19 protein-coding genes are annotated in these 17912 nt (G+C 67.4%); 9 read left to right on the forward strand and 10 right to left on the reverse strand.

Annotated elements, in window-relative coordinates; all coding sequences use genetic code 11:
* Positions 1 to 11: 11 nt before the first annotated feature.
* Positions 12 to 758, reverse strand: a complete 747-nt coding sequence (locus APZ21_RS22825) for a glycoside hydrolase family 25 protein (protein ID WP_054815333.1) — start codon at positions 756 to 758, stop codon at positions 12 to 14.
* Positions 759 to 798: 40 nt separating this feature from the next.
* Entirely contained in the window at positions 799 to 2136 is a 1338-nt protein-coding gene (gene ggh, locus APZ21_RS22830) for a glucosylglycerate hydrolase (RefSeq protein WP_054815375.1), read from the reverse strand.
* A 280-nt stretch (positions 2137 to 2416) separates the two neighbouring features.
* Here ggh and APZ21_RS22835 point away from each other — a divergent pair, with 280 nt between their 5' ends.
* The 4 genes from APZ21_RS22835 to APZ21_RS22850 all read left to right on the forward strand — a co-directional run bounded on the left by APZ21_RS22835 (position 2417) and on the right by APZ21_RS22850 (position 5025).
* A complete protein-coding gene (locus APZ21_RS22835; RefSeq protein ID WP_054815334.1) occupies positions 2417 to 3112 on the forward strand; it encodes an SDR family oxidoreductase in 696 nt (231 codons plus the stop codon).
* A 224-nt stretch (positions 3113 to 3336) separates the two neighbouring features.
* Positions 3337 to 4116, forward strand: coding sequence for a polysaccharide deacetylase family protein (locus tag APZ21_RS22840; RefSeq protein WP_054815376.1), 780 nt, complete (start codon positions 3337 to 3339; stop codon positions 4114 to 4116).
* A gap of 102 nt (positions 4117 to 4218) precedes the next feature.
* Positions 4219 to 4578 carry a type II toxin-antitoxin system RelE/ParE family toxin gene (locus APZ21_RS22845; protein ID WP_054815377.1) on the forward strand — a complete coding sequence of 120 codons (360 nt, stop codon included), beginning with the start codon at positions 4219 to 4221 and terminating at the stop codon, positions 4576 to 4578.
* Positions 4579 to 4680: 102 nt separating this feature from the next.
* Positions 4681 to 5025, forward strand: coding sequence for a helix-turn-helix domain-containing protein (locus APZ21_RS22850; RefSeq protein WP_054815335.1), 345 nt, complete (start codon positions 4681 to 4683; stop codon positions 5023 to 5025).
* A 96-nt stretch (positions 5026 to 5121) separates the two neighbouring features.
* Here APZ21_RS22850 and leuS read toward each other — a convergent pair whose 3' ends face one another.
* Positions 5122 to 7968 carry a leucine--tRNA ligase gene (gene leuS, locus APZ21_RS22855; RefSeq protein WP_054815336.1) on the reverse strand — a complete coding sequence of 949 codons (2847 nt, stop codon included), beginning with the start codon at positions 7966 to 7968 and terminating at the stop codon, positions 5122 to 5124.
* 172 nt (positions 7969 to 8140) lie between these two features.
* Between leuS and APZ21_RS22860 the strand changes: the two genes are divergently transcribed.
* Together APZ21_RS22860 and APZ21_RS22865 are read left to right on the forward strand one after the other, a co-directional pair.
* Entirely contained in the window at positions 8141 to 8545 is a 405-nt protein-coding gene (locus APZ21_RS22860; protein ID WP_054815337.1) for an SdpI family protein, read from the forward strand.
* A 96-nt stretch (positions 8546 to 8641) separates the two neighbouring features.
* Positions 8642 to 8926 carry a hypothetical protein gene (locus APZ21_RS22865; RefSeq protein WP_054815338.1) on the forward strand — a complete coding sequence of 95 codons (285 nt, stop codon included), beginning with the start codon at positions 8642 to 8644 and terminating at the stop codon, positions 8924 to 8926.
* Positions 8927 to 8942: 16 nt separating this feature from the next.
* On the opposite strand, the gene APZ21_RS22870 is transcribed toward APZ21_RS22865, so the two are convergent.
* Genes APZ21_RS22870 through APZ21_RS22890 form a run of 5 tightly spaced genes read right to left on the reverse strand, consistent with a single transcriptional unit; the run spans position 8943 to position 13783 of the window.
* Complete coding sequence (locus APZ21_RS22870; RefSeq protein ID WP_054815339.1) at positions 8943 to 9320, reverse strand: cupin domain-containing protein; 378 nt, start codon at positions 9318 to 9320, stop codon at positions 8943 to 8945.
* 55 nt (positions 9321 to 9375) lie between these two features.
* On the reverse strand, positions 9376 to 10398 hold the full coding sequence (locus APZ21_RS22875; RefSeq protein ID WP_371852333.1) for an aminotransferase class I/II-fold pyridoxal phosphate-dependent enzyme: 1023 nt from the start codon (positions 10396 to 10398) through the stop codon (positions 9376 to 9378).
* A gap of 20 nt (positions 10399 to 10418) precedes the next feature.
* A complete protein-coding gene (locus APZ21_RS22880) occupies positions 10419 to 11462 on the reverse strand; it encodes a 3-oxoacyl-ACP synthase III family protein (RefSeq protein ID WP_054815341.1) in 1044 nt (347 codons plus the stop codon).
* A gap of 3 nt (positions 11463 to 11465) precedes the next feature.
* Positions 11466 to 12125, reverse strand: a complete 660-nt coding sequence (locus tag APZ21_RS22885; protein WP_054815342.1) for a hypothetical protein — start codon at positions 12123 to 12125, stop codon at positions 11466 to 11468.
* Positions 12122 to 13783 carry a thiamine pyrophosphate-binding protein gene (locus APZ21_RS22890; protein ID WP_054815343.1) on the reverse strand — a complete coding sequence of 554 codons (1662 nt, stop codon included), beginning with the start codon at positions 13781 to 13783 and terminating at the stop codon, positions 12122 to 12124. Before APZ21_RS22890 ends, APZ21_RS22885 begins: the two co-directional genes overlap by 4 nt.
* Positions 13784 to 13964: 181 nt before the next feature.
* Here APZ21_RS22890 and APZ21_RS22895 point away from each other — a divergent pair, with 181 nt between their 5' ends.
* The 3 genes from APZ21_RS22895 to APZ21_RS22905 all read left to right on the forward strand — a co-directional run bounded on the left by APZ21_RS22895 (position 13965) and on the right by APZ21_RS22905 (position 16331).
* On the forward strand, positions 13965 to 14483 hold the full coding sequence (locus tag APZ21_RS22895) for an EXLDI protein (RefSeq protein ID WP_054815344.1): 519 nt from the start codon (positions 13965 to 13967) through the stop codon (positions 14481 to 14483).
* Positions 14484 to 14589: 106 nt separating this feature from the next.
* Positions 14590 to 15561, forward strand: coding sequence for an ATP-binding cassette domain-containing protein (locus APZ21_RS22900; protein ID WP_054815345.1), 972 nt, complete (start codon positions 14590 to 14592; stop codon positions 15559 to 15561).
* Positions 15558 to 16331 carry an ABC transporter permease gene (locus tag APZ21_RS22905; protein WP_054815346.1) on the forward strand — a complete coding sequence of 258 codons (774 nt, stop codon included), beginning with the start codon at positions 15558 to 15560 and terminating at the stop codon, positions 16329 to 16331. The genes APZ21_RS22900 and APZ21_RS22905 overlap by 4 nt, the downstream gene beginning before the upstream one ends.
* A 52-nt stretch (positions 16332 to 16383) precedes the next feature.
* Here APZ21_RS22905 and APZ21_RS22910 read toward each other — a convergent pair whose 3' ends face one another.
* Both APZ21_RS22910 and APZ21_RS22915 read right to left on the reverse strand, forming a co-directional pair.
* On the reverse strand, positions 16384 to 17127 hold the full coding sequence (locus tag APZ21_RS22910) for an anti-sigma factor family protein (RefSeq protein WP_054815347.1): 744 nt from the start codon (positions 17125 to 17127) through the stop codon (positions 16384 to 16386).
* Entirely contained in the window at positions 17124 to 17735 is a 612-nt protein-coding gene (locus APZ21_RS22915) for a sigma-70 family RNA polymerase sigma factor (RefSeq protein ID WP_275426221.1), read from the reverse strand. The genes APZ21_RS22910 and APZ21_RS22915 overlap by 4 nt, the downstream gene beginning before the upstream one ends.
* Positions 17736 to 17912 lie beyond the last annotated feature (177 nt).

Below are 17912 nucleotides of genomic sequence, written 5' to 3' on the forward strand. Positions count from 1 at the left end.
TCCGCCATTACCTAGCCGCTGCCGGTGCCGCCGGACATGTTCGCGTATGCCGCGAAATCGCCCTGTGCTCCGCTGTATACGTTCAGATCGGTGCGTCCGTAGATGCCGGGGATGGTGCCGCTGTCGGTGGTCTGCCAGAAGGTCCAGGTGGACCAGCCGCCGGGGACCTCGGGTTCGTCGTTGCCGCGGTAGTCGGCGATCCAGAGCGGGTAGTCGGCGAACTGGTCGGTGTTCGCCATCGCCGATTTCCAGAAGTTGGGATAGGTGTAGATGATCGGCATGCGGCCGGTCAGCGTGCGGACGGCGTTCAGGTAGCGATGGGTCCAGTCGATGAGAGCGCCCGGCGGGAGTCCGCCGGACTGTTCGAGGTCGAGGACCGGGGGTAGGTCGAGCGGCCCGTTCTGGCCGAGGACCGTGGCCGCGTAGATGGCGGCCTGTGGTTCGGGCGGCAGTTGCGGCCGGGCGTAGTGGTAGGTGCCGCGCGCGAGGCCCGCGGCGCGCATGAGCACACTGTCGGGCACGAAATAGGGATTGACGTAGGTCAGGCCCTCGGTGGCCTTCACCATCGCGAATTGGTATCCGGCCCTTCGCACGGCGAACCAGTCGATCAGCCGTCCGTCGATGTGCTGCCACGATGACACGTCGGGGCCGCTCGGCGACGCGGACGCTGCGCCCGGAACGGTTGCGGTGAGTATGCCACCGACCGTGATCGCGGATAACGCAACGATGCGAGTCGATCTCCAGCGAGTGCTATCCATGCTGGACGACGATAGCCAATCGCCGCAGGCAGTGGTGCAATCAGCCGAGCCAGTCGAGTACCGAAGCCGCCGTCCAGGACTGTTGCATACTGCCGAGCGGCTCCCCGGTAAAGGGTTCGTAGTACTCGGCGAAGCTGCCGTCACTCGCCTGCCGCAAACCTTCGGCACGCAACATGAATGCCCGTTCGGCCCATCCGCGCCGGGCGAAGACCCACGAGAACAGCCAACTCATCACCGGCCACACCGGGCCCCGCCAGTACTCGCGGGCGCGGAAATCCTTGGACACCGGCGAGGTCGAGGGCGGCAGGGCGTAACGCAGGTCGGGGTGACCGCAATAGCGCGGCCCCTCGAACAGGCGCAGCAGACTGCGTTCGGTGTCGCGGGGCAGACCGCCGCACAGCAGCGGCGAGAACACCGCGAGGGTCTCGGTGCTGATCCAGCGTTGCAGCCGGACATCGAAATCACGGGCCGCGCCGGTGCGGGCGTCGGCCGTGGCGACGACGCCCGCGCGGAATCTGTCCGCCCAGGCGTACAGGTCGCGCACGTCGGCATTGGGCTGTTTGTACTCCTCGCCGATATTGGCCAGCACCTCGCAGGCCAGCGAGAAGATCGCGGTGACGAACACGTCCTCCACCGCGAAACTCATGGTCGAGGCCAGCAGGTAGTCGTCGTAGCCCGCGCGTCGCATCTGTTCGACCAGCCACAGGTAGCGGTCGTATTCGCGGTTGCTCGGGCGCTGCGAGGGGTCGGAGATGATCGCGGTGTCCTCGCGCTTGTAAGGCGGCAGGTCGCCGGGTATCACGTTCTCGTACGCCCGATCCCAGCGCGGCGAGTTGTCCATACCGGATTCCCAGCCGTGGTACAGGGTGATGCGGCCGGTCTCCTTGGGGTCGCGGGCGTGGGCGAGCCAGCGATGCCAGCGCACCAGATCCGGCCAGCGCCGGTTGAGGAATTCCTCGGCCACGGCGCGCGTGCTGCGCCCGTGCCTGCGCGAATGATCGAGGATGCGCTGCACGGCGATGGCGTGCACCGGCGGCTGGGTGATGCCGGAGGTGTCGGGCCCCTCGGGGGCGTTCACCGCCAGCTTGCGGCACTCCCAGCGCGCGGGGCCCGGGAAGTAGCCGTCCACGCCGTTGGCGAAGACGATGTGCGGAATCATTCCGTTCTTCCACTGCGCCGACAGCAGTGTGTCCAGTTCGATCACCGCCCGTTCGACACTCAGCGGAGCGAGTCCCACCGCGACGAAGGCCGCGTCCCAACTCCACATGTGCGGATACAGCCGGGGCGCGGCACTGGTCATGGTGCCGAGATCGTTGCCCCGCAGCAGATAGGCGGCGCGCGCCGCGAGCTGAGTTGGGGTGAACCCCGGATGAGTCATCCCCCTATTCTGCGATGACACCCGCAAGTACGCCCGCTCGGCGGTGTGTCGCCCGGACATCGTGTCTGTCGTGTCCATTTCGGCCTCGTGCCACCGGTGGTCGACCGGCAGATATGCGGCTCTCACTCGCGCATGCCCCGTCCCGTGGATGGTTCGACTAATGCGTGCATCGTCGCGCACGCCGTCTATGTTGCGGATTCGGCCTCATCGTTTCCCGGAAACGGGGGATGTCGAGCTGTCGCCTCGGCGGGTCTCGCGCGCGAAACGCTACGGTGGGCGCATGAGTACCGCCGTCACCAGCACGCCGAAGCCGACCGCGCTGATCACCGGCGCGAGCCGCGGACTCGGCGCGGCCATCGCCAGGGAGTTGGCGCCCACCCACGAGCTGCTGCTCGGTGCGCGCTCACGGGATTCGCTGCGCGCGATCCTCACCGAGTTGCCCGACGCGACGCCGTGGCCGGTCGAGTTGACCGACTATCCGGCCGTCGCCGCGGCTGCCGCGTCCATCGGACGGCTGGATGTGCTGGTGCACAACGCCGGTATCGCCGACATCGGCACGATCGCCGAGTCTTCGGTGGCGCAGTGGCGGAATACATTGGAAGCCAATCTGATCGCGGTCGCGGAGTTGACCAGGGTGCTGCTGCCCGCGCTGCGCGCCGCGGCCGGCCATGTGGTGCTGATCAATTCGGGCGCGGGACTGCGCGCGAGCGCGGGCTGGGCCTCCTACGCGGCGAGCAAATTCGGGTTGCGCGCCTTCGGTGATGCGCTGCGGCTCGAGGAGCGCGCTCTGCGGGTCACCTCGATCCACCCGGGTCGCATCGATACCGATATGCAGCGCGAGATCGTGGCGGGCGAGAACCGCGAGTATCGACCGGAGGAATTCCTGACACCGCGGACCGTCGCCGCGGTGGTGCGCAACGCCATCGACACTCCGCGCGACGGGCACCTCACCGAGATCGTGCTGCGCCCGTTCTGAGCGGCGATTCGAGTGTGCCGTGACCGTTCCCGGGCGCATATCGCCTGGTAGGTCCGAATTGTCTCGATTTGCTTACGCGTGCGCGGTGGTTCAGCCCGCGTACAGATTCCGACTGTACAGTCCGCGTGTTCAGCCCCGCCGTCGCTCGTCGACCCGCGGCGGGACACCAGATTCGAGCGGAATCCGAAGGTATAGAGATAGTGGAACGACGTCGTTTGTTGTCGATGCTCGCGGCGGGTACGGCCGTGGCGTTGGCAGGCTGTGCGGTGGCCGAGGGCGACCCCATCAAGAGCGGTTCCGCCGGCGGTGTGCCCACCCCGGCGCCCCAACCCCAGCCGAAACGGCCGCTGCTGCCCCCGCCGCCCGGCGGACCCAAGACCCCCATTCCGGCCTCGACCATCACCGAACTGCCCGGCAAGGGCAACAGCATGGCGCTCACCGTCGACGACGGCGCGAGCCCCGAGGTCGTCGGCGCCTACATCCAGTTCGCCAAGGACACCGGCGCGCGCTTCACCTTCTTCGTGACGGCCTACTACGACTCCTGGTCCATCCATCGCGCCGCCCTGCGCCCGCTGGTCGAATCCGGTCAGATCCAGCTCGCCAACCACACCTGGGACCACGCCGACCTCACCGCCATCTCGGCGAGCGCCGTATCCTCCCAGCTCACGCGCGCGAAGGACTACCTGCGCAACAACTTCGGCATCGACGGCGCACCGTACTACCGGCCGCCCTTCGGCCGCCACAACACCACCGTCGACCGCGTGGCCGCCGATCTCGGCTACACCGTCCCCGTCATGTGGTACGGCTCGCTGTCGGACTCCGGCGTGATCACCGAGGAATACCTCATCGAATGCGCCCGAACCTATTTCAACCCGCAGACCATCGTCATCGGCCACGCCAACGCCCCCGCGGTCACGCACTGCTACGGCCAACTGGTCGACATCATCAAGGAACGCAACCTCTCGATGGTCACCCTCGACGACGTCCTGCTCCCCCCGAGCTGATTCACCCTTCGCCGATACTTTGGCCGACACCCCTGCCACATGTGCTCATGCTCGCCGTATGAGGTCTTCCTCGATATATACACAATTGTGTATAGTGACATCGTGAGGGAGGAACCAGCCAGGAAGCCGGCCAAATTCATCGGACGCGCGCTCGATGAGATTCGCGACTTCCCGCCTGCGGCACGCCAAGATGCGGGTCACCAGATCGACCTCGTGCAACTCGGTGAGACACCGAGAGGTGCGAAACCCATGCCGCGCGTCGGCAGAGGCGCGTGGGAGATCTGCATCGCCGAAGACGACGGCTGGTTCCGTGTGTTCTACGTCGCCGACATAGGCGGGAAGGTGTGCATCCTGCACGGATTCCAGAAGAAATCCAACCAGACTCCGAAGTCGGCCATCGAGATCGGCATCCGTCGATACCGACAGGCTGTGGAAGAGTTGAGTAGTAAGGGCGTTCGGTAGTCCTGAGACCCATTCGATCCGCCTCACGCGGATCGGCGTGGCAGTGTTCGATGATCGCAACGCCGCCACGTGACCCAGCTTCCATCACCAAAGGCACCCGTCATGACCAGGAAACAGGAGAACACCCACCAGGAATACGCGTCGGTCTTCGATGCTTTGGCCGACACCCCTGCCGAGGCCGAGAACCTGAAGGTCAGATCCCAACTGATGCGGGCGATCCGCGATCGGATCAACGAGTTCGGCTGGTCGCAGCGAGTCGCTGCGGCGAACCTCGGCGTGACTCAGCCGCGTATATCGGAATTGAAGAACGGTAAGTTGAGTCGTTTCTCGATCGACGTGCTGGTGAATCTCGCGACTCAGGTCGGATTGGCCGTCGAGGTGCGGATCGTGGACGCACCCGTGGATCACGACGCTTCGGTCGATCAGGCACGTCATATAGACGCCTGACGACCTGCGTCGCTCACCGACACCGCTCCGAAGGCGGCTGCCGAGCAAACGAGCCCTCCGTCCCGAGCGGGACGGAGGGCTCGTCGTTCGGGTGGGTCAGGCGACGATATTGACGAGCCGGCCGGGGACGACGATGAGTTTGCGGGGGGCGGCGCCGTCGAGGATGGCGGCGATCTTCTCGTCCGACAGTGCCGCGGATTCGATGGCGGCCTTGTCGGCGTCGGCGGGGACCTGGACGCGGCTGCGGACCTTGCCGTTGACCTGGATCGGGTATTCCACCGTCTCGTCCACCAGCAGTGCCGGATCGGCCACGGGGAAGGGGCCGTGTGCGAGGGATTCGGTGTGGCCGAGGCGTTCCCACAGTTCCTCGGCGATATGCGGGGACAGCGGAGCCAGCATGAGGACCAGGGATTCGACCACCAAGCGGGGGGCGCCCGCGGGGTAGGTCTTGGTGAGGTGGTTGGTCAGCTCGATCAGCTTCGCGCCCGCGGTGTTGTCGCGCAGCGCCGCGAGATCCTCGTCCACACCGGCGATCGTCTTGTGCAGTAGGCGCTGGGTCGCCTCCGAGGCGACGTCCTCGGTGACGCGCAGCGCGCCGGTCTCCTCGTCGACCACCAGACGCCAGATGCGTTGCAGGAACCGGTGCGCGCCAACGACATCCTTGGTCGCCCACGGTCGCGAGGTGTCCAGCGGACCCATCGACATCTCGTAGAAGCGGAAGGTGTCGGCGCCGTAGAGATCGCACATCTCGTCGGGTGAGATGGCGTTCTTCAGCGACTTGCCGATCTTGCCGTACTCCTGGAACACGGTGATCTCGGCGCCGCTCGCATCGGTCCAGTAGAACGCGCCGTCGCGTTCGACCACCTCGGCGGCGGGCACGTAGGCGCCGCGCTCGTCGGTGTAGGCGTGCGCCTGGATGTAGCCCTGGTTGAACAGGCGGCGATAGGGTTCGCGCCCGCTCACCTCACCGAGATCGAACAGCACCTTCTGCCAGAACCGGGCGTAGAGCAGATGCAGCACCGCGTGTTCGACACCGCCGACGTACAGGTCGACACCGCCGGGGTCCTGCGCGCCGTGCTCGGCGGGCCGCGGGCCGAGCCAGTACGTCTCGTTCTCCTTGGCGCAGAATTCGTCGGTATTGGTGGGGTCGGCATAGCGCAGCTGATACCAGGAGCTGCCCGCCCAGTTCGGCATGACATTGGTGTCGCGGCGGTACTTCTTGACCCCGTCGCCGAGATCGAGTTCGACCTCGACCCAATCCGTGGCCTTCGCCAGCGGGGGCGACGGCTCGGAATCGGCGTCGTCGGGATCGAAGGTGACCGGCGCGAAATCGTCGAGTTCCGGCAGCGGCACCGGAAGCATGGATTCCGGCAGCGCGTGCGGCGCGCCATGTTCGTCGTAGACGATCGGGAACGGCTCGCCCCAGTAGCGCTGACGGGCGAACAGCCAATCCCGCAGCTTGTACTGGATGGTCCCGCTGCCGTGGCCGTCCTGCTCCAGCCGGGCGATGACCGTGGCCTTGGCCTCCTCCACCGACAGACCGTCGAGATAGTCGGAATTGACCAGTTCGCCCTCGCCGCTGTGCGCCGCCTCGGTGACGTCGCCGCCCGCGATGACCTCGCGAATGGGCAGGCCGAACGCCGTCGCGAATTCCCAGTCGCGCTGGTCGTGACCCGGCACCGCCATGATCGCGCCGGTGCCGTACCCGCTCAGTACGTAGTCAGCGACGAAGACCGGCACCTGCGCGCCGTTCACCGGATTGACGGCGTGCACGCCGAGGAAGACGCCGGTCTTGTCCTTGTTCTCCTGGCGCTCCAGATCCGACTTCGCGGCGATGGATTCGCGGTAGGCGGCCACGGCCGCGGCCGGCGTGGCCGCGCCGCCGAGGGTCCAGCGCGGATCGGTGCCCGCGGGCCAGGCGGCGGCGGTCAGGGCGTCGACCAGTTCGTGCTCGGGGGCCAGCACGACATAGGTCGCGCCGAAGAGGGTGTCGGGCCGGGTGGTGAAGACCTCGACGGCGGCGTCGCCGACCGCGAAACTCACCCGCGCGCCACGGGAACGCCCGATCCAGTTGCGCTGCATGGACTTGACGTTCTCCGGCCAGTCCAGCAGTTCCAGATCGTCGACGAGCCGATCGGCGTATGCGGTGATGCGCATCATCCACTGCCACAAGCGCTTACGGAAGACCGGGAAGTTGCCGCGCTCGCTGCGCCCCTCGGCGGTGACCTCCTCGTTGGACAGCACCGTGCCGAGACCCGGACACCAGTTGACCACCGAATCGGTCTGGTACACCAGGCGATACGAGTCGATGATCGCGGCCCGCTCGGCCGCCGACAGACCGGCCCACTCGCGGCCGTCGGGCGCCGGGCGCGCACCGGTGGCGAACTGCTGCTCGAGCTCCGCGATCGGCCGCGCCCGACCCAATTCCAGGTCGTACCAGGCGTTGTAGATGCGCAGGAAGATCCACTGCGTCCAGCGGTAGTACTCGGGATCGGTGGTCGCGAAACGGCGGCGGCGGTCGTGGCCGAGGCCGAGCCGGTCCAGCTGCCGTTGCATGGTGCGGATATTGGAGTCGGTGGTGTCGCGCGGATGCGCGCCGGTCTGCACCGCGTACTGCTCGGCGGGCAGGCCGAAGGCGTCGTAGCCGAGCGCGTGCAGCACGTTGCGCCCGTGCATCCGGTGGTAGCGGGCGAAGACATCGGTGGCGATGTAGCCGAGCGGATGTCCGACGTGCAGACCCGCACCCGACGGGTACGGGAACATGTCCTGGACGAACAGTTTGTCCGCGGGGGTGTCACCGGCCAGCGGACCGGTGGGATTGGGCGCGTGGAAGGTGCCGCGCTCCTCCCACAGCCGCTGCCATCTGCGCTCGATGCGGCCCGCGAGGTCGGCGTTGTACCGGTGCTCGGGTACATCGCTTTCGGTTGCACGAGTGTCCTGCACGGTCCTGCCTTCTTGTTCTCGCCGATTCCCGACAGACTTCGCTCATCAGCGTAGAACGTCGGTACCCCGGCACCGGAAATCGGGCCGTGCCTGCTCCGGTGTCGCGCGTGTCCGGTGGCCGGAAGCGGGGAGCGCTCGCGGTGCGCGGGACGCGGTGCGCTAGCCTGCGTGGGTGTTCGTCGTGGCCATGATCCTGTTCGTGCTCGCCTTCGTCGCCATCGCGACCGGCGTGCTCGGGCTGACAGGTCGGCTGCCGCGCAATCGCTTCCTCGGCGTACACACCGACGACGCCCTCAGCACCGAGGAAACCTTCCGCATCGCGAACCGCGTCGCCGCCCCCACGAGTGTCGCGGCCGGATTCCTGCTGTTCGCGGGCGGTCTGATCGCCTTCGCCGCGCCGTGGGCCGTCGCCCTCGGCGTGGCCGCGGCCGCGCTCGTCCTCGCGCTGTTCACCCTCGGCGCGGGCGCGAATGCCGCGGGCCGCGCGATCGCGGACCTGGTCCCGGCCGAGACCGGCGGCTGCGGACAATCCTGCGGCGCCTGCTCCCTGCGCGACGCCTGCGCTCCCGCGAACTGATCCCCTGGTCAGAAGGCGTTCGTTGCGTCACACGCGGCGACGTCGATATAGGAGCGACGGTCCGTGACCGTCATCCACTGATTTCGGGGAGGATCCATGCGCGGTCTGGTCGTCGTCGTCGTGGCGTTCGCCGGCGTATTCGCGATCGGCATCTGGTCGAACTTGGTCGTCGGCGCGATTCTGCTCGTTCTCGCGGCAGTGGTCGCCGTACTCGTCATCCGTCGCGGCCTGCGGGCGCCGCTTCCGGGTCGCCGCGCTACCCGTGGCTGGCGAGCCGCAGGCACCGGTGCGGGCGGTGGCCCCTACTACGGCGGCGGTTGCACCGGCGGGACCGGCCACGGTCACGGCTGCGGCGGCGGTGGCTGCGGCGGCGGAAGCTGAGTGTTGTCCGCGGGCCTCACTCCGGTGTGGCGACAGCACGCGACAGCGGCGCTCCAGCCGGGTTGACGTACAGCACGGTGATCGCGGCCGGTCGCGCTCCGCGGTTGCGGGCGACATGTGCGTGACGGGGGCCGCTTCGTTCCCGGAACAAGCCGGGGCTCCGGTGGGTGACCGGAACGAGGGCCGCGCCGTGATGATCGAGCGCGCCTTCGGTGACCAGCACCAACAACTTCCCGTCGTGGTAGTGCCATCCGGAACTGCCGCCCGGATCGATCACGGTCTGCCGCAGCAGGATGTCGCGTCCCAGTAGGGTGAATCGGAACAGGACGCGACTCGAGGTGCCGACGGCGGGCGCGGGATTCGGCCGGAATTCGGGTGGACGCCAGAACCGCATCCACCCATGGAACCACTGCCGCCTGCCCGCCGCGGGCAGGACGCACCGCCGCGTCTCAGCGGTGCGTCACCCTTTCGCTCAACGCCTCGACCACCGCGAGGTCCGCGGCGGGGTCGCCGACGGCGATGCGGGCACTGCCGTCGGCATAGCATTTCGCGGTGATTCCCGCGCGCCGCAGGGCGGTGGCGGTACCGGGGCCGGGGAGGTACAGGAAGTTGGCATGACTGCGCGGCACCGCTGTTCCCCGTGCGCACAACGTATTACGCAGATGCTCCCGGGCCGCGGTGATACGGCGGACGCGCGCGCCGAGTTCGGGTGCGGCCGCGTAGGAGGCGGCCACCGCGGCGACGGCGGCCGTGGCCATGCCGAACGGCAGTTGGAGTCTGCGGATACGGCCCATGAGGTCGTGACCGCCGAACGCGTATCCGATGCGCAGACCCGCGAGCCCGTACGCCTTCGAGAAAGTGCGCAGCACAATCAGATTCGCATGACGCCGGAGCAGGGCCGGTAGGTCGAGCTGATCGGGTTCGGCGAGGAATTCCACATACGCCTCGTCCAGGATGACCGGTATCCGGTTCGGTATCGCGGCGAGAAATCTTCGCACCTCATCCGCGGGGAGCACTGTTCCGGTCGGATTGTGCGGGCGGCAGAGCACCAGCAGTGCGGTCCGCTTGCTCACCGCCCGCCGCAGTCCGTCGGCATCCTGATCACCGGAGGCGTTCAGCGGCACCGGAACCAGATTCAGTCCCGCCATCTCGGCCATGATCGGATATCCGTCGAAGGTCGGCGAACTGGTGACCAGTTCCGCACCGGGGGCGGTCAACGCCTGCATGATCTGCATCGCCACCCCGGTCGCCCCGGCACCGACCACCACCTGATCCGGTTGCACGCCGAGATGCCCGGCGATGAGCGCGGGCAGCCTGCGCGGCAGGAATTCTGGATACCGATTCGACCGCGCCATTTCGATATTGACCGCGTCGAGCACCGAAGGCAGTGGCGGGAACGGATTCTCGCTCAGACTCAGGTCGAAACGCGCCGGCGCCCGGCGGTCGGTGCGGGGACGCCGCGACGACGGCACGTTGTCGACCAGGCTAAGGCTCACGTCGCCGCACCCCATCGCACGGCCGCCGCCGCGGCGAAATCACCGGCGTGGGCGAACGCCGACATGAGCACCACCGACCCGTTGCGCAGTCCGCCCGCGCGATTGGTCACGTCAAGTGTCACCGGAATGCCCGCGGCGAAGAGGTTGCCGCACTGGTCGAAGGTGTCGGGATGGCGTTCGGCGGGCAGTTCCAGCGCGTCGTGCCAGTTGCGCAGGAACAGGCGGTTGGGCTGGTTGGTGACGAAGGTGTCGATATCGCGGCTCTTGACCCCGATCCGCTCGCACACCGCGTGCGCCACCTCCGGCACGAGCCGGTTACCGCGCGCGAACACCTTGGTGACCTTGGATTCGGTGAAGCTCACGCACGCCTGGCCTTCGCCGGGCTCCCAGTACTTGCGCTCGCCGTTGGTGGAGAATTCCATATCGCCCGCGAATTCGGGATAGGTGCGGCATTCGATATCGAGGATCGGCGCGCTGTCGTTCTTGACCAGCAGCCCGACCCCGCATCCGTCGCCCGGCACCGGCGCCTGGGCGAGTTTGCGGATCTCGGTCTGGGTGAACACCGGTCCCGCGCAATTCTGGGTGGCGACGATGAGGGCGGTGCGCGCGTCGGTGGTCTGCAACACCATGCGCGCCATGGACATCATGTGCACGAAGGCCGCGCAGCCGCCGTTGTGCACGTCGAAGACGTGGTCGGGTCGCGCGCCGAGGCGACGCGCGAGCTCGGGCCCGCTGCCGAGGACCGGATTGTCCGGCAGCTGGGTGTGGGTGATGAGCACGTCGATGTCGGTCAGCAGCGAGTTGCCGTGCCGTTCGACGAGCGGGGCGACGGCGCGTTCGGCCATATCCACCACGGTTTCGTCCCGTGACACGTGGTGGCGGCCCTTGGGCGAGCGGAACATGACGTTCTTGGCCATCCGGTCCGAGCGCGAGTACTGGGTGAAGTACTCGGTCGGCACCGGCTCGCCGGGCAGGTAGCTCGACACGTCGACGAGGCTGACGGCGGGCGCTTTCGGGGCGTCGGGGTTACGGGTGCTCATGGGTCACGCCATCCATTCGGGTTTGATCGGCAGACCGTGTTCGGCCCGGTATTCGCAGATCGCCTTGAGGTTGTCCATCTCCAGTTGGTGTCCGGCGGAGAACATGTCCCAGAAGTCGCCGACCCACACCGGCCGCTTGGCGGGCGCGGTCTCGGGATAGGGATTCTCGTCGTAGAAGGGGTGCTTGCAGTTCATCCACAGCACCACCGACCCGGGCTTGTCGAAGACGACCTGCGCGTCCACGACCCGCATGAGATAGATCATCCACAGGTGTTTGCCCTGGTCCCAGGCACAGTGGTAGTCGACGGTCATGGCATCGGGATTGGCGACGGTCCTGGTGTAGATCTTGGTGGCGTCACCGAGGCGGTCGTATGCCAGCCACAGCCCCGGATCCTCGGTTTCGACGAATCCGCGCAGGCTGTAGGTCCACTCCTCGAGCGACCTGGTGTCGGCGAGGTATTCGTACACCTCGCGCGGCGGCGCGGCGATATACGCCTGGACGGGGCAGTACTCGCCGAAGACCTGCTCGTGCGGGTAGACCGACCGCAGCATGTCCATGATGATCGGCGTGGTCGCGTCCTTGTCGGAGTTCTCGATGCGCAGCACTCCCGGGACGACGTCGTCGGGGATATCGCTGAGGGCGGGCAGGGCGCTGAGGGTCACGGGTTCCTCCTGGTTGGTTCGGCGGATGACAGGAACGGAGCGAAGGGCGGTATCTCGTCGGTATCGCACTCGACGGACAGGAACGACGGTCCGTACGTGTGCAGGCAGTATTCGAGCGCGGACCCGAGTTCGTCGGGGCGGCGCACGGAACGGGTGGGCAGACCCGGGAACATGGCGGCGACGCCCTCCCCGGGACGGGCCGCGCGGAAGCGGTTGAAGCTGTATCTGTTGCGGTAGTAGAGCTGTTCGCGGGTGACGCACATGGCGTGCGCGTTGTTGTTGAAGACGATGAACGTGACGGGCAGGTCGTATTCGACCGCGGTGTGCACCTCCATGCCGTGCATGTAGAACGCGCCGTCACCGGCGATGACGACGGTGCGGCGACCGCGGGCGAACGCCGACCCGATGCCCGCTCCGAAGGCGTAACCCATTCCGCCCATGCCGAGGGCGACCGTGAACCGTCCGCCGGGCGGAACCCGCAGATGGTGCACGACGGCGGCGCCGGTGTTGCCCGCGTCGGCGAAGACGTCGGTGCCCGCGGGCAGCGCCGCCTCGATGGCCTCGACCACCTCTCGGTAACGCAGGCCCGGCCCCTGTGCGGCGGGCACCTCCAGCGTGCCGAGGGGCGCGGCGACACGTTCCACTTCGGTTGTCGGGCCGTCGAATTCGGCGACGAGGTCGGCGAGGGTCGCGGCGAGGTCGGTGCTGGTGGCGTGGATGCTCGGTATGTACGGTTCGACCGCGCCGATACTGGCGACCCGGCAGTCGGCGAGCGGGCCGTCGAGTCCGGTGCGGCTGGTCACCGGCATGGGCGTGCCGACGAGCAGGCACAGCGCCGCCGAGCGGACGGCCGCGATCAGGTCGGGGTGGCCCATACTGCCCGCGACGCCGCGGAAGCCGGGGCCGAGGTTGTCGTAGGTGTCCTTGGCATCCGGCGCGACACCCACCGACGCGTCCAGAGCCGCCGCTAGCGCGGCGAATTCGTCCCGGGCGTCGTCGCGGGCGATCTGGTCGCCCGCGATGAGGACCACCTTGCCGGTGCGCCGGGCGGCCACGAGTGCCGCGCGCACCCGGGCGATGCCCTCGTCGTCGCGCGTCGCGGTCGCGGCGGTAAGGGCGACCGGTGCGTGGTCCAGGCTCGCCTGCTGAATGTCTTTGGGCAGCAACAGAACCGCGGGTCCGCCGGTATGCGCGGCGCGGATGGCGTCGGTGACCGCGCCGGGCAAATCGCCGACATCGTCGACGCGCGCGCAATAGCGGGTGATCGCGCCGAACAGCCGCCTCGCGTCGATGGTGCCCGCCTTCCCGCTGGAGTCCTGGAAGGCCCCGCGTCCTTCCAGCGCGGTCGGCGCCTGCCCGACCAATGCCAGCACCGGAACCCGGGAAGCATATGACTCGGCAAGTCCGGCAACGAGATTCATCGCGCCGCCGCCGGATGTCGCGGCCACGACGCCGAGTCCGCCGGTGCTGCGGGCGTAGCCGTCGGCCATGGTGGCCGCGGAGAACTCGTGCTTGGCGATCACGCCCGCGACACCGTCGGGGGAGTCGAAGATCGCGTCGTAGAGATCCTCGATATTGGCCCCGTCGACCCCGAAGATATGTCGCACACCCGTGGTGGCGACCGCTCGAACCAGATAGTCCACGGCCCTGCTGGGCATGGCGCTCCTTTCCGCGGTGTCCCGCCGGATGGCGCTGACAGCGCAACCCGAGGTCATTGCCTCGTACACGAGGAAATACGGAGCGGCGGTCGCGGGGGTTCAACGCCGTCCGAAGATTTGCCATAAAGATCGGATAACCGCACGTCTTGCGTGTACGTATACATCTACGTATATTCGGTTCATGCCGAATAAGACGATCTACGTATCCGACGACGACCTGCCCCTCTTCCAGCGGGCGCAGGAGTTGGTCGGCGGCAATCTCTCCGGTGCGGTGACCACGGCCCTGCGCCGTTTCATCGAGCTCGAGGAAGGTCGTCGCGAGGGATACGACGAGATCGTGTTGCGCGTCGGTCACGACGGGGTCAGGCAGGTTCGCTTCTCCGGCGTCCTGCTCGGCGAATGGCACGACACCAACGACAAGCGCATGGAGCACGTGCGGGTGTACCGCACGCGCAAGGGCAAGCTCGCCATGCACGCCCACTACGCCGACTGGTCGGACTTTCCGGTCGAATCCAAGAACTGGCTCCGCGATCTCAAGGACTGGCGGCGCATGCTCGGCTTCGGCGAACAGGATTGGGGCGATTTCATTTTCACCGTATTCGACACGCTCGAAGAACTGAAGGGGGAGATTCCCGGCCGGCTCTACCGGCGGGTGGCCGACGCCATCGGTCGGCCCACGGTGGAGGATCTCGACATCTGATCGTTCCGCCTCGGAACGACGTATCCCGAACACCGACCCCGAGGGCCGGTGTCGATGAAACATGCATTCATGCATATCTATTCATCTATCATTGGAGGGAACAAATATGGTCAACGGGCATCGCGCACCGGCGATCTCGGCAATCGGCCTGCGCAAGTCGTTCGGCGATCACGTGGTACTCGACGGCATCGACATCACCGTCCCCGAAGGCACCGTCTACTCACTGCTCGGTCCCAACGGCGCGGGCAAGACCACCACCGTGCAGATCCTGAGCACCCTCATCGCCGCGGACGGAGGCGAAATCCGCGTCGGCGGACACGATCTCGCCACCGAGAAGCGCGCGATCCGCGGACTCATAGGCGTGACAGGGCAATTCGCCGCCGTCGACGAACTGCTCACCGGTCGGGAGAACCTGCTGCTGATGGGCGATCTGCACCATCTGCCGCGCAAGACCAGCGCCCGGCTGGCGGGTGAACTGCTGGAGCGCTTCGACCTGGTCGACGCGGGCGACAAGACGGCCGGCACCTACTCCGGCGGTATGACCCGACGGCTGGACCTGGCCATGACCCTGGTCGGCGACCCACGCGTCATCTTCCTGGACGAGCCGACCACCGGACTCGATCCGCGCAGCAGGCGCACCATGTGGCAGATCATCCGCGGACTCGTCGACGATTCCGGTGTCACCGTCTTCCTGACCACCCAGTACCTGGAGGAGGCCGATCAACTGGCCGACCGTATCGCGGTACTCGACCACGGGCGCATCGTCGCCGACGGCACCGCCGAGGAACTCAAGCGCACGGTGCCGGGCGGGCACATCCGCCTGCGGTTCGCCGACCGCACCGGACTCGCCGCCGCCGCGCTCGCCCTCGGCGATGTCGCGCGAATCATCGACGACACCGAGGAGTTCACCCTCGCGGTGCCGAGCGACGGCGGCGTCGCCGCCCTGCGCACGGTACTGGACCGACTCGACGGCGCGGGCGTCGAGATCGCGGGACTGTCCGTGCACACCCCCAACCTCGACGACGTATTCCTCACCCTCACCGGACATTCGAGCATCGACAAGGAGGCGGCGGCATGAGCGCCACCGGCCACGTTCTCACCGATTCGACCACCATGCTGCGGCGGAATCTGCTGCACGCCAGGCGTTATCCCAGCATGACCTTCGGCGTCGTCGTAATGCCGGTGATCCTGCTGCTCGTCTTCAACTACGTCTTCGGCGGCGCGCTGGAGAAGTCCTCGGGCGGCGACTACATCGACTACCTCGCTCCCGGCATGCTGTTGATGATTCCCGCCTACATGACAGTGTCGGTGGCGGTGTCGATCGCGACCGACACCACCAAAGGCATCGTCAACCGGTTCCGCACCATGGACATCGTGCCGTCCTCGGTGCTCACCGGACATGTCGTGGGCACCCTCATCCAGGCGCTGCTCGGCTGCGTGATCATGCTCGCCGTGGCACTGCTCATCGGCTTCCGTCCGTCGGCGAACATCGTGGAATGGTCGGCCGTATTCGGACTGCTCGCCCTGGTCGTGCTCTCGTTCACCTGGCTGTCGGTGGGTTTGGGTCTGCTGGCCCCGAATCCGGAGAGCGCAAGTAACCTGCCCTTCCCGATCGTGCTGATGCCCTTCCTCGGCAGTGGTCTGGTCGCCACCGACACCATGCCGGTCGGCCTGCGCCAGTTCGCCGAGTACCAGCCCTTCACCCCGATCACCGAGACCATCCGCGGCCTGCTGATGGACACCGAGATCGGCTACAGCGGCTACCTCGCCGTCGGCTGGTGCCTGGTCATCGGTATCGGCGGCTACCTGTGGTCCTCGGCGATCTTCGCCAAGCAGGCCGCCCGCTGACCCACCGGCCCGACCCCCGGCGAACACTCGCCGGGGGTCGTAGCCGTATCCGCTAGACCGAGGCGGTGAGTACCACGCGACCCGAGGTCATGGACTTGATCTGCACGCTGTCGATCTGATCCGGTCGCAGATCGACCGTCCGGTCGACGGTGAGCACGGTGTCCGGGCCCGCGGGCCACTGGTCGAGATCGAATTTGCGGCCGTCGCGACTGTTGACGATCAGACCGAAATTCCAGGTGTAGTTGTAATCTCCCGGTGCGTACTTGCAGGTCATGACAACCCTGGTACGTCCGTCCTCGGTGACGATCTTGACATCGGCCGAGACGGGGGTGGGTTCGAGCGGCTGCATCGCGCGTTCGGCGAACACTGCGGTGTTCGAGGTCACTGCGGTGTTCGAGGTCACCGAGGCGACGACGGGCACGCTGATCGCCACCGCGGCCGCCGCCGCCAGCACCGCACCGCCCACCGCGGCCCAACGGCCGCGCCTGCGTTTGCGGTCGGCCGCGTCGGCCAGTCGCGGCAGCAGTTCGGGAACCGCCGAGACACCCGGTGCACCCGACTCGTCGGGCGACTCGATCATGGCGAGCGCGATATCGGTGTCGACCAGCCCGAGCATGCCGGGCAATCCGGCGAGTTCGGCCACCGCCGCCTCGCAGTCCGGGCAACCGGCGAGGTGGTCCTCGTATTCGCGGCGCTCGTTACGGCTGAGGGAGCCGAGCACGTACGGCGCATCCCAGGTCGTGTACTCATCGGTGTGCGATCCCGCTCTGCTGCTGCCCCCGGCGATCTCCGTCATTTGTTCGTCACCCCCATCTCCTGCAATGCGAGTCGTAGTGCCCGCATGCCGTAATGCATACGGGATTTCACCGTGCCCGGCGGAATATCCAGTTCCGCCGCGATCTGGTGCGTGGAAAGTCCTCGATAATAGGCCCGCACGATCACCTCGCGATGATCGGCGCTGAGCCTGCCGAGCGCGTCGGCCACCAGCCACCCGTCCAGCGCGCGATCGGCCTGATCGGGAGCGGCCTGCTCGGGTGGGCTGTCGGTGCGGAACTCGCGCCGGTTACGCGCGCTGCGGTGCTCATCCACGGCGAGATTGCGCGCCACCGTGAACAACCACGCCCGCGCCGAGGTCGTGGACTGATCGAGCACATTCGGCCGCTGCCAGGCACGCAAGAGCGTCTCCTGCACGATGTCCTCGGCCCGGCCGGGATCGCGGACCAGACCCACCGTGTAACGCCACAACGCCGCGGCGTGTTCGCGATACAGCACGGTCATCAGGTCGGCGTGATCGTCGGCGGGGGCCGCACGTCTCTTGCGCCACGTCAATGCCTCCAGGCTCGCGGACCGGGCCGGTGGTTCGGCGCCGGACCTGCTGTCGGGCGGTCCCGGTACGTTTCCCATGCGTCCGCCGGATCAATCGGTGCTTCTCATGCTGCATCTCCTCGTTCATGGAAGTACACGAGTACGGATGCCATCCGGTTCAGTATCATGGCCGCGCCTCCGGCGCGGCGGGTTCGCGGCCCCTCGAGTCTCGCGTCCGAGCGGCCGATACTCGCGCCTGCGGCGCATTGTCTCGAC

Source organism: Nocardia arizonensis, from assembly GCF_001310275.1.
Lineage (GTDB): Bacteria > Actinomycetota > Actinomycetes > Mycobacteriales > Mycobacteriaceae > Nocardia > Nocardia arizonensis.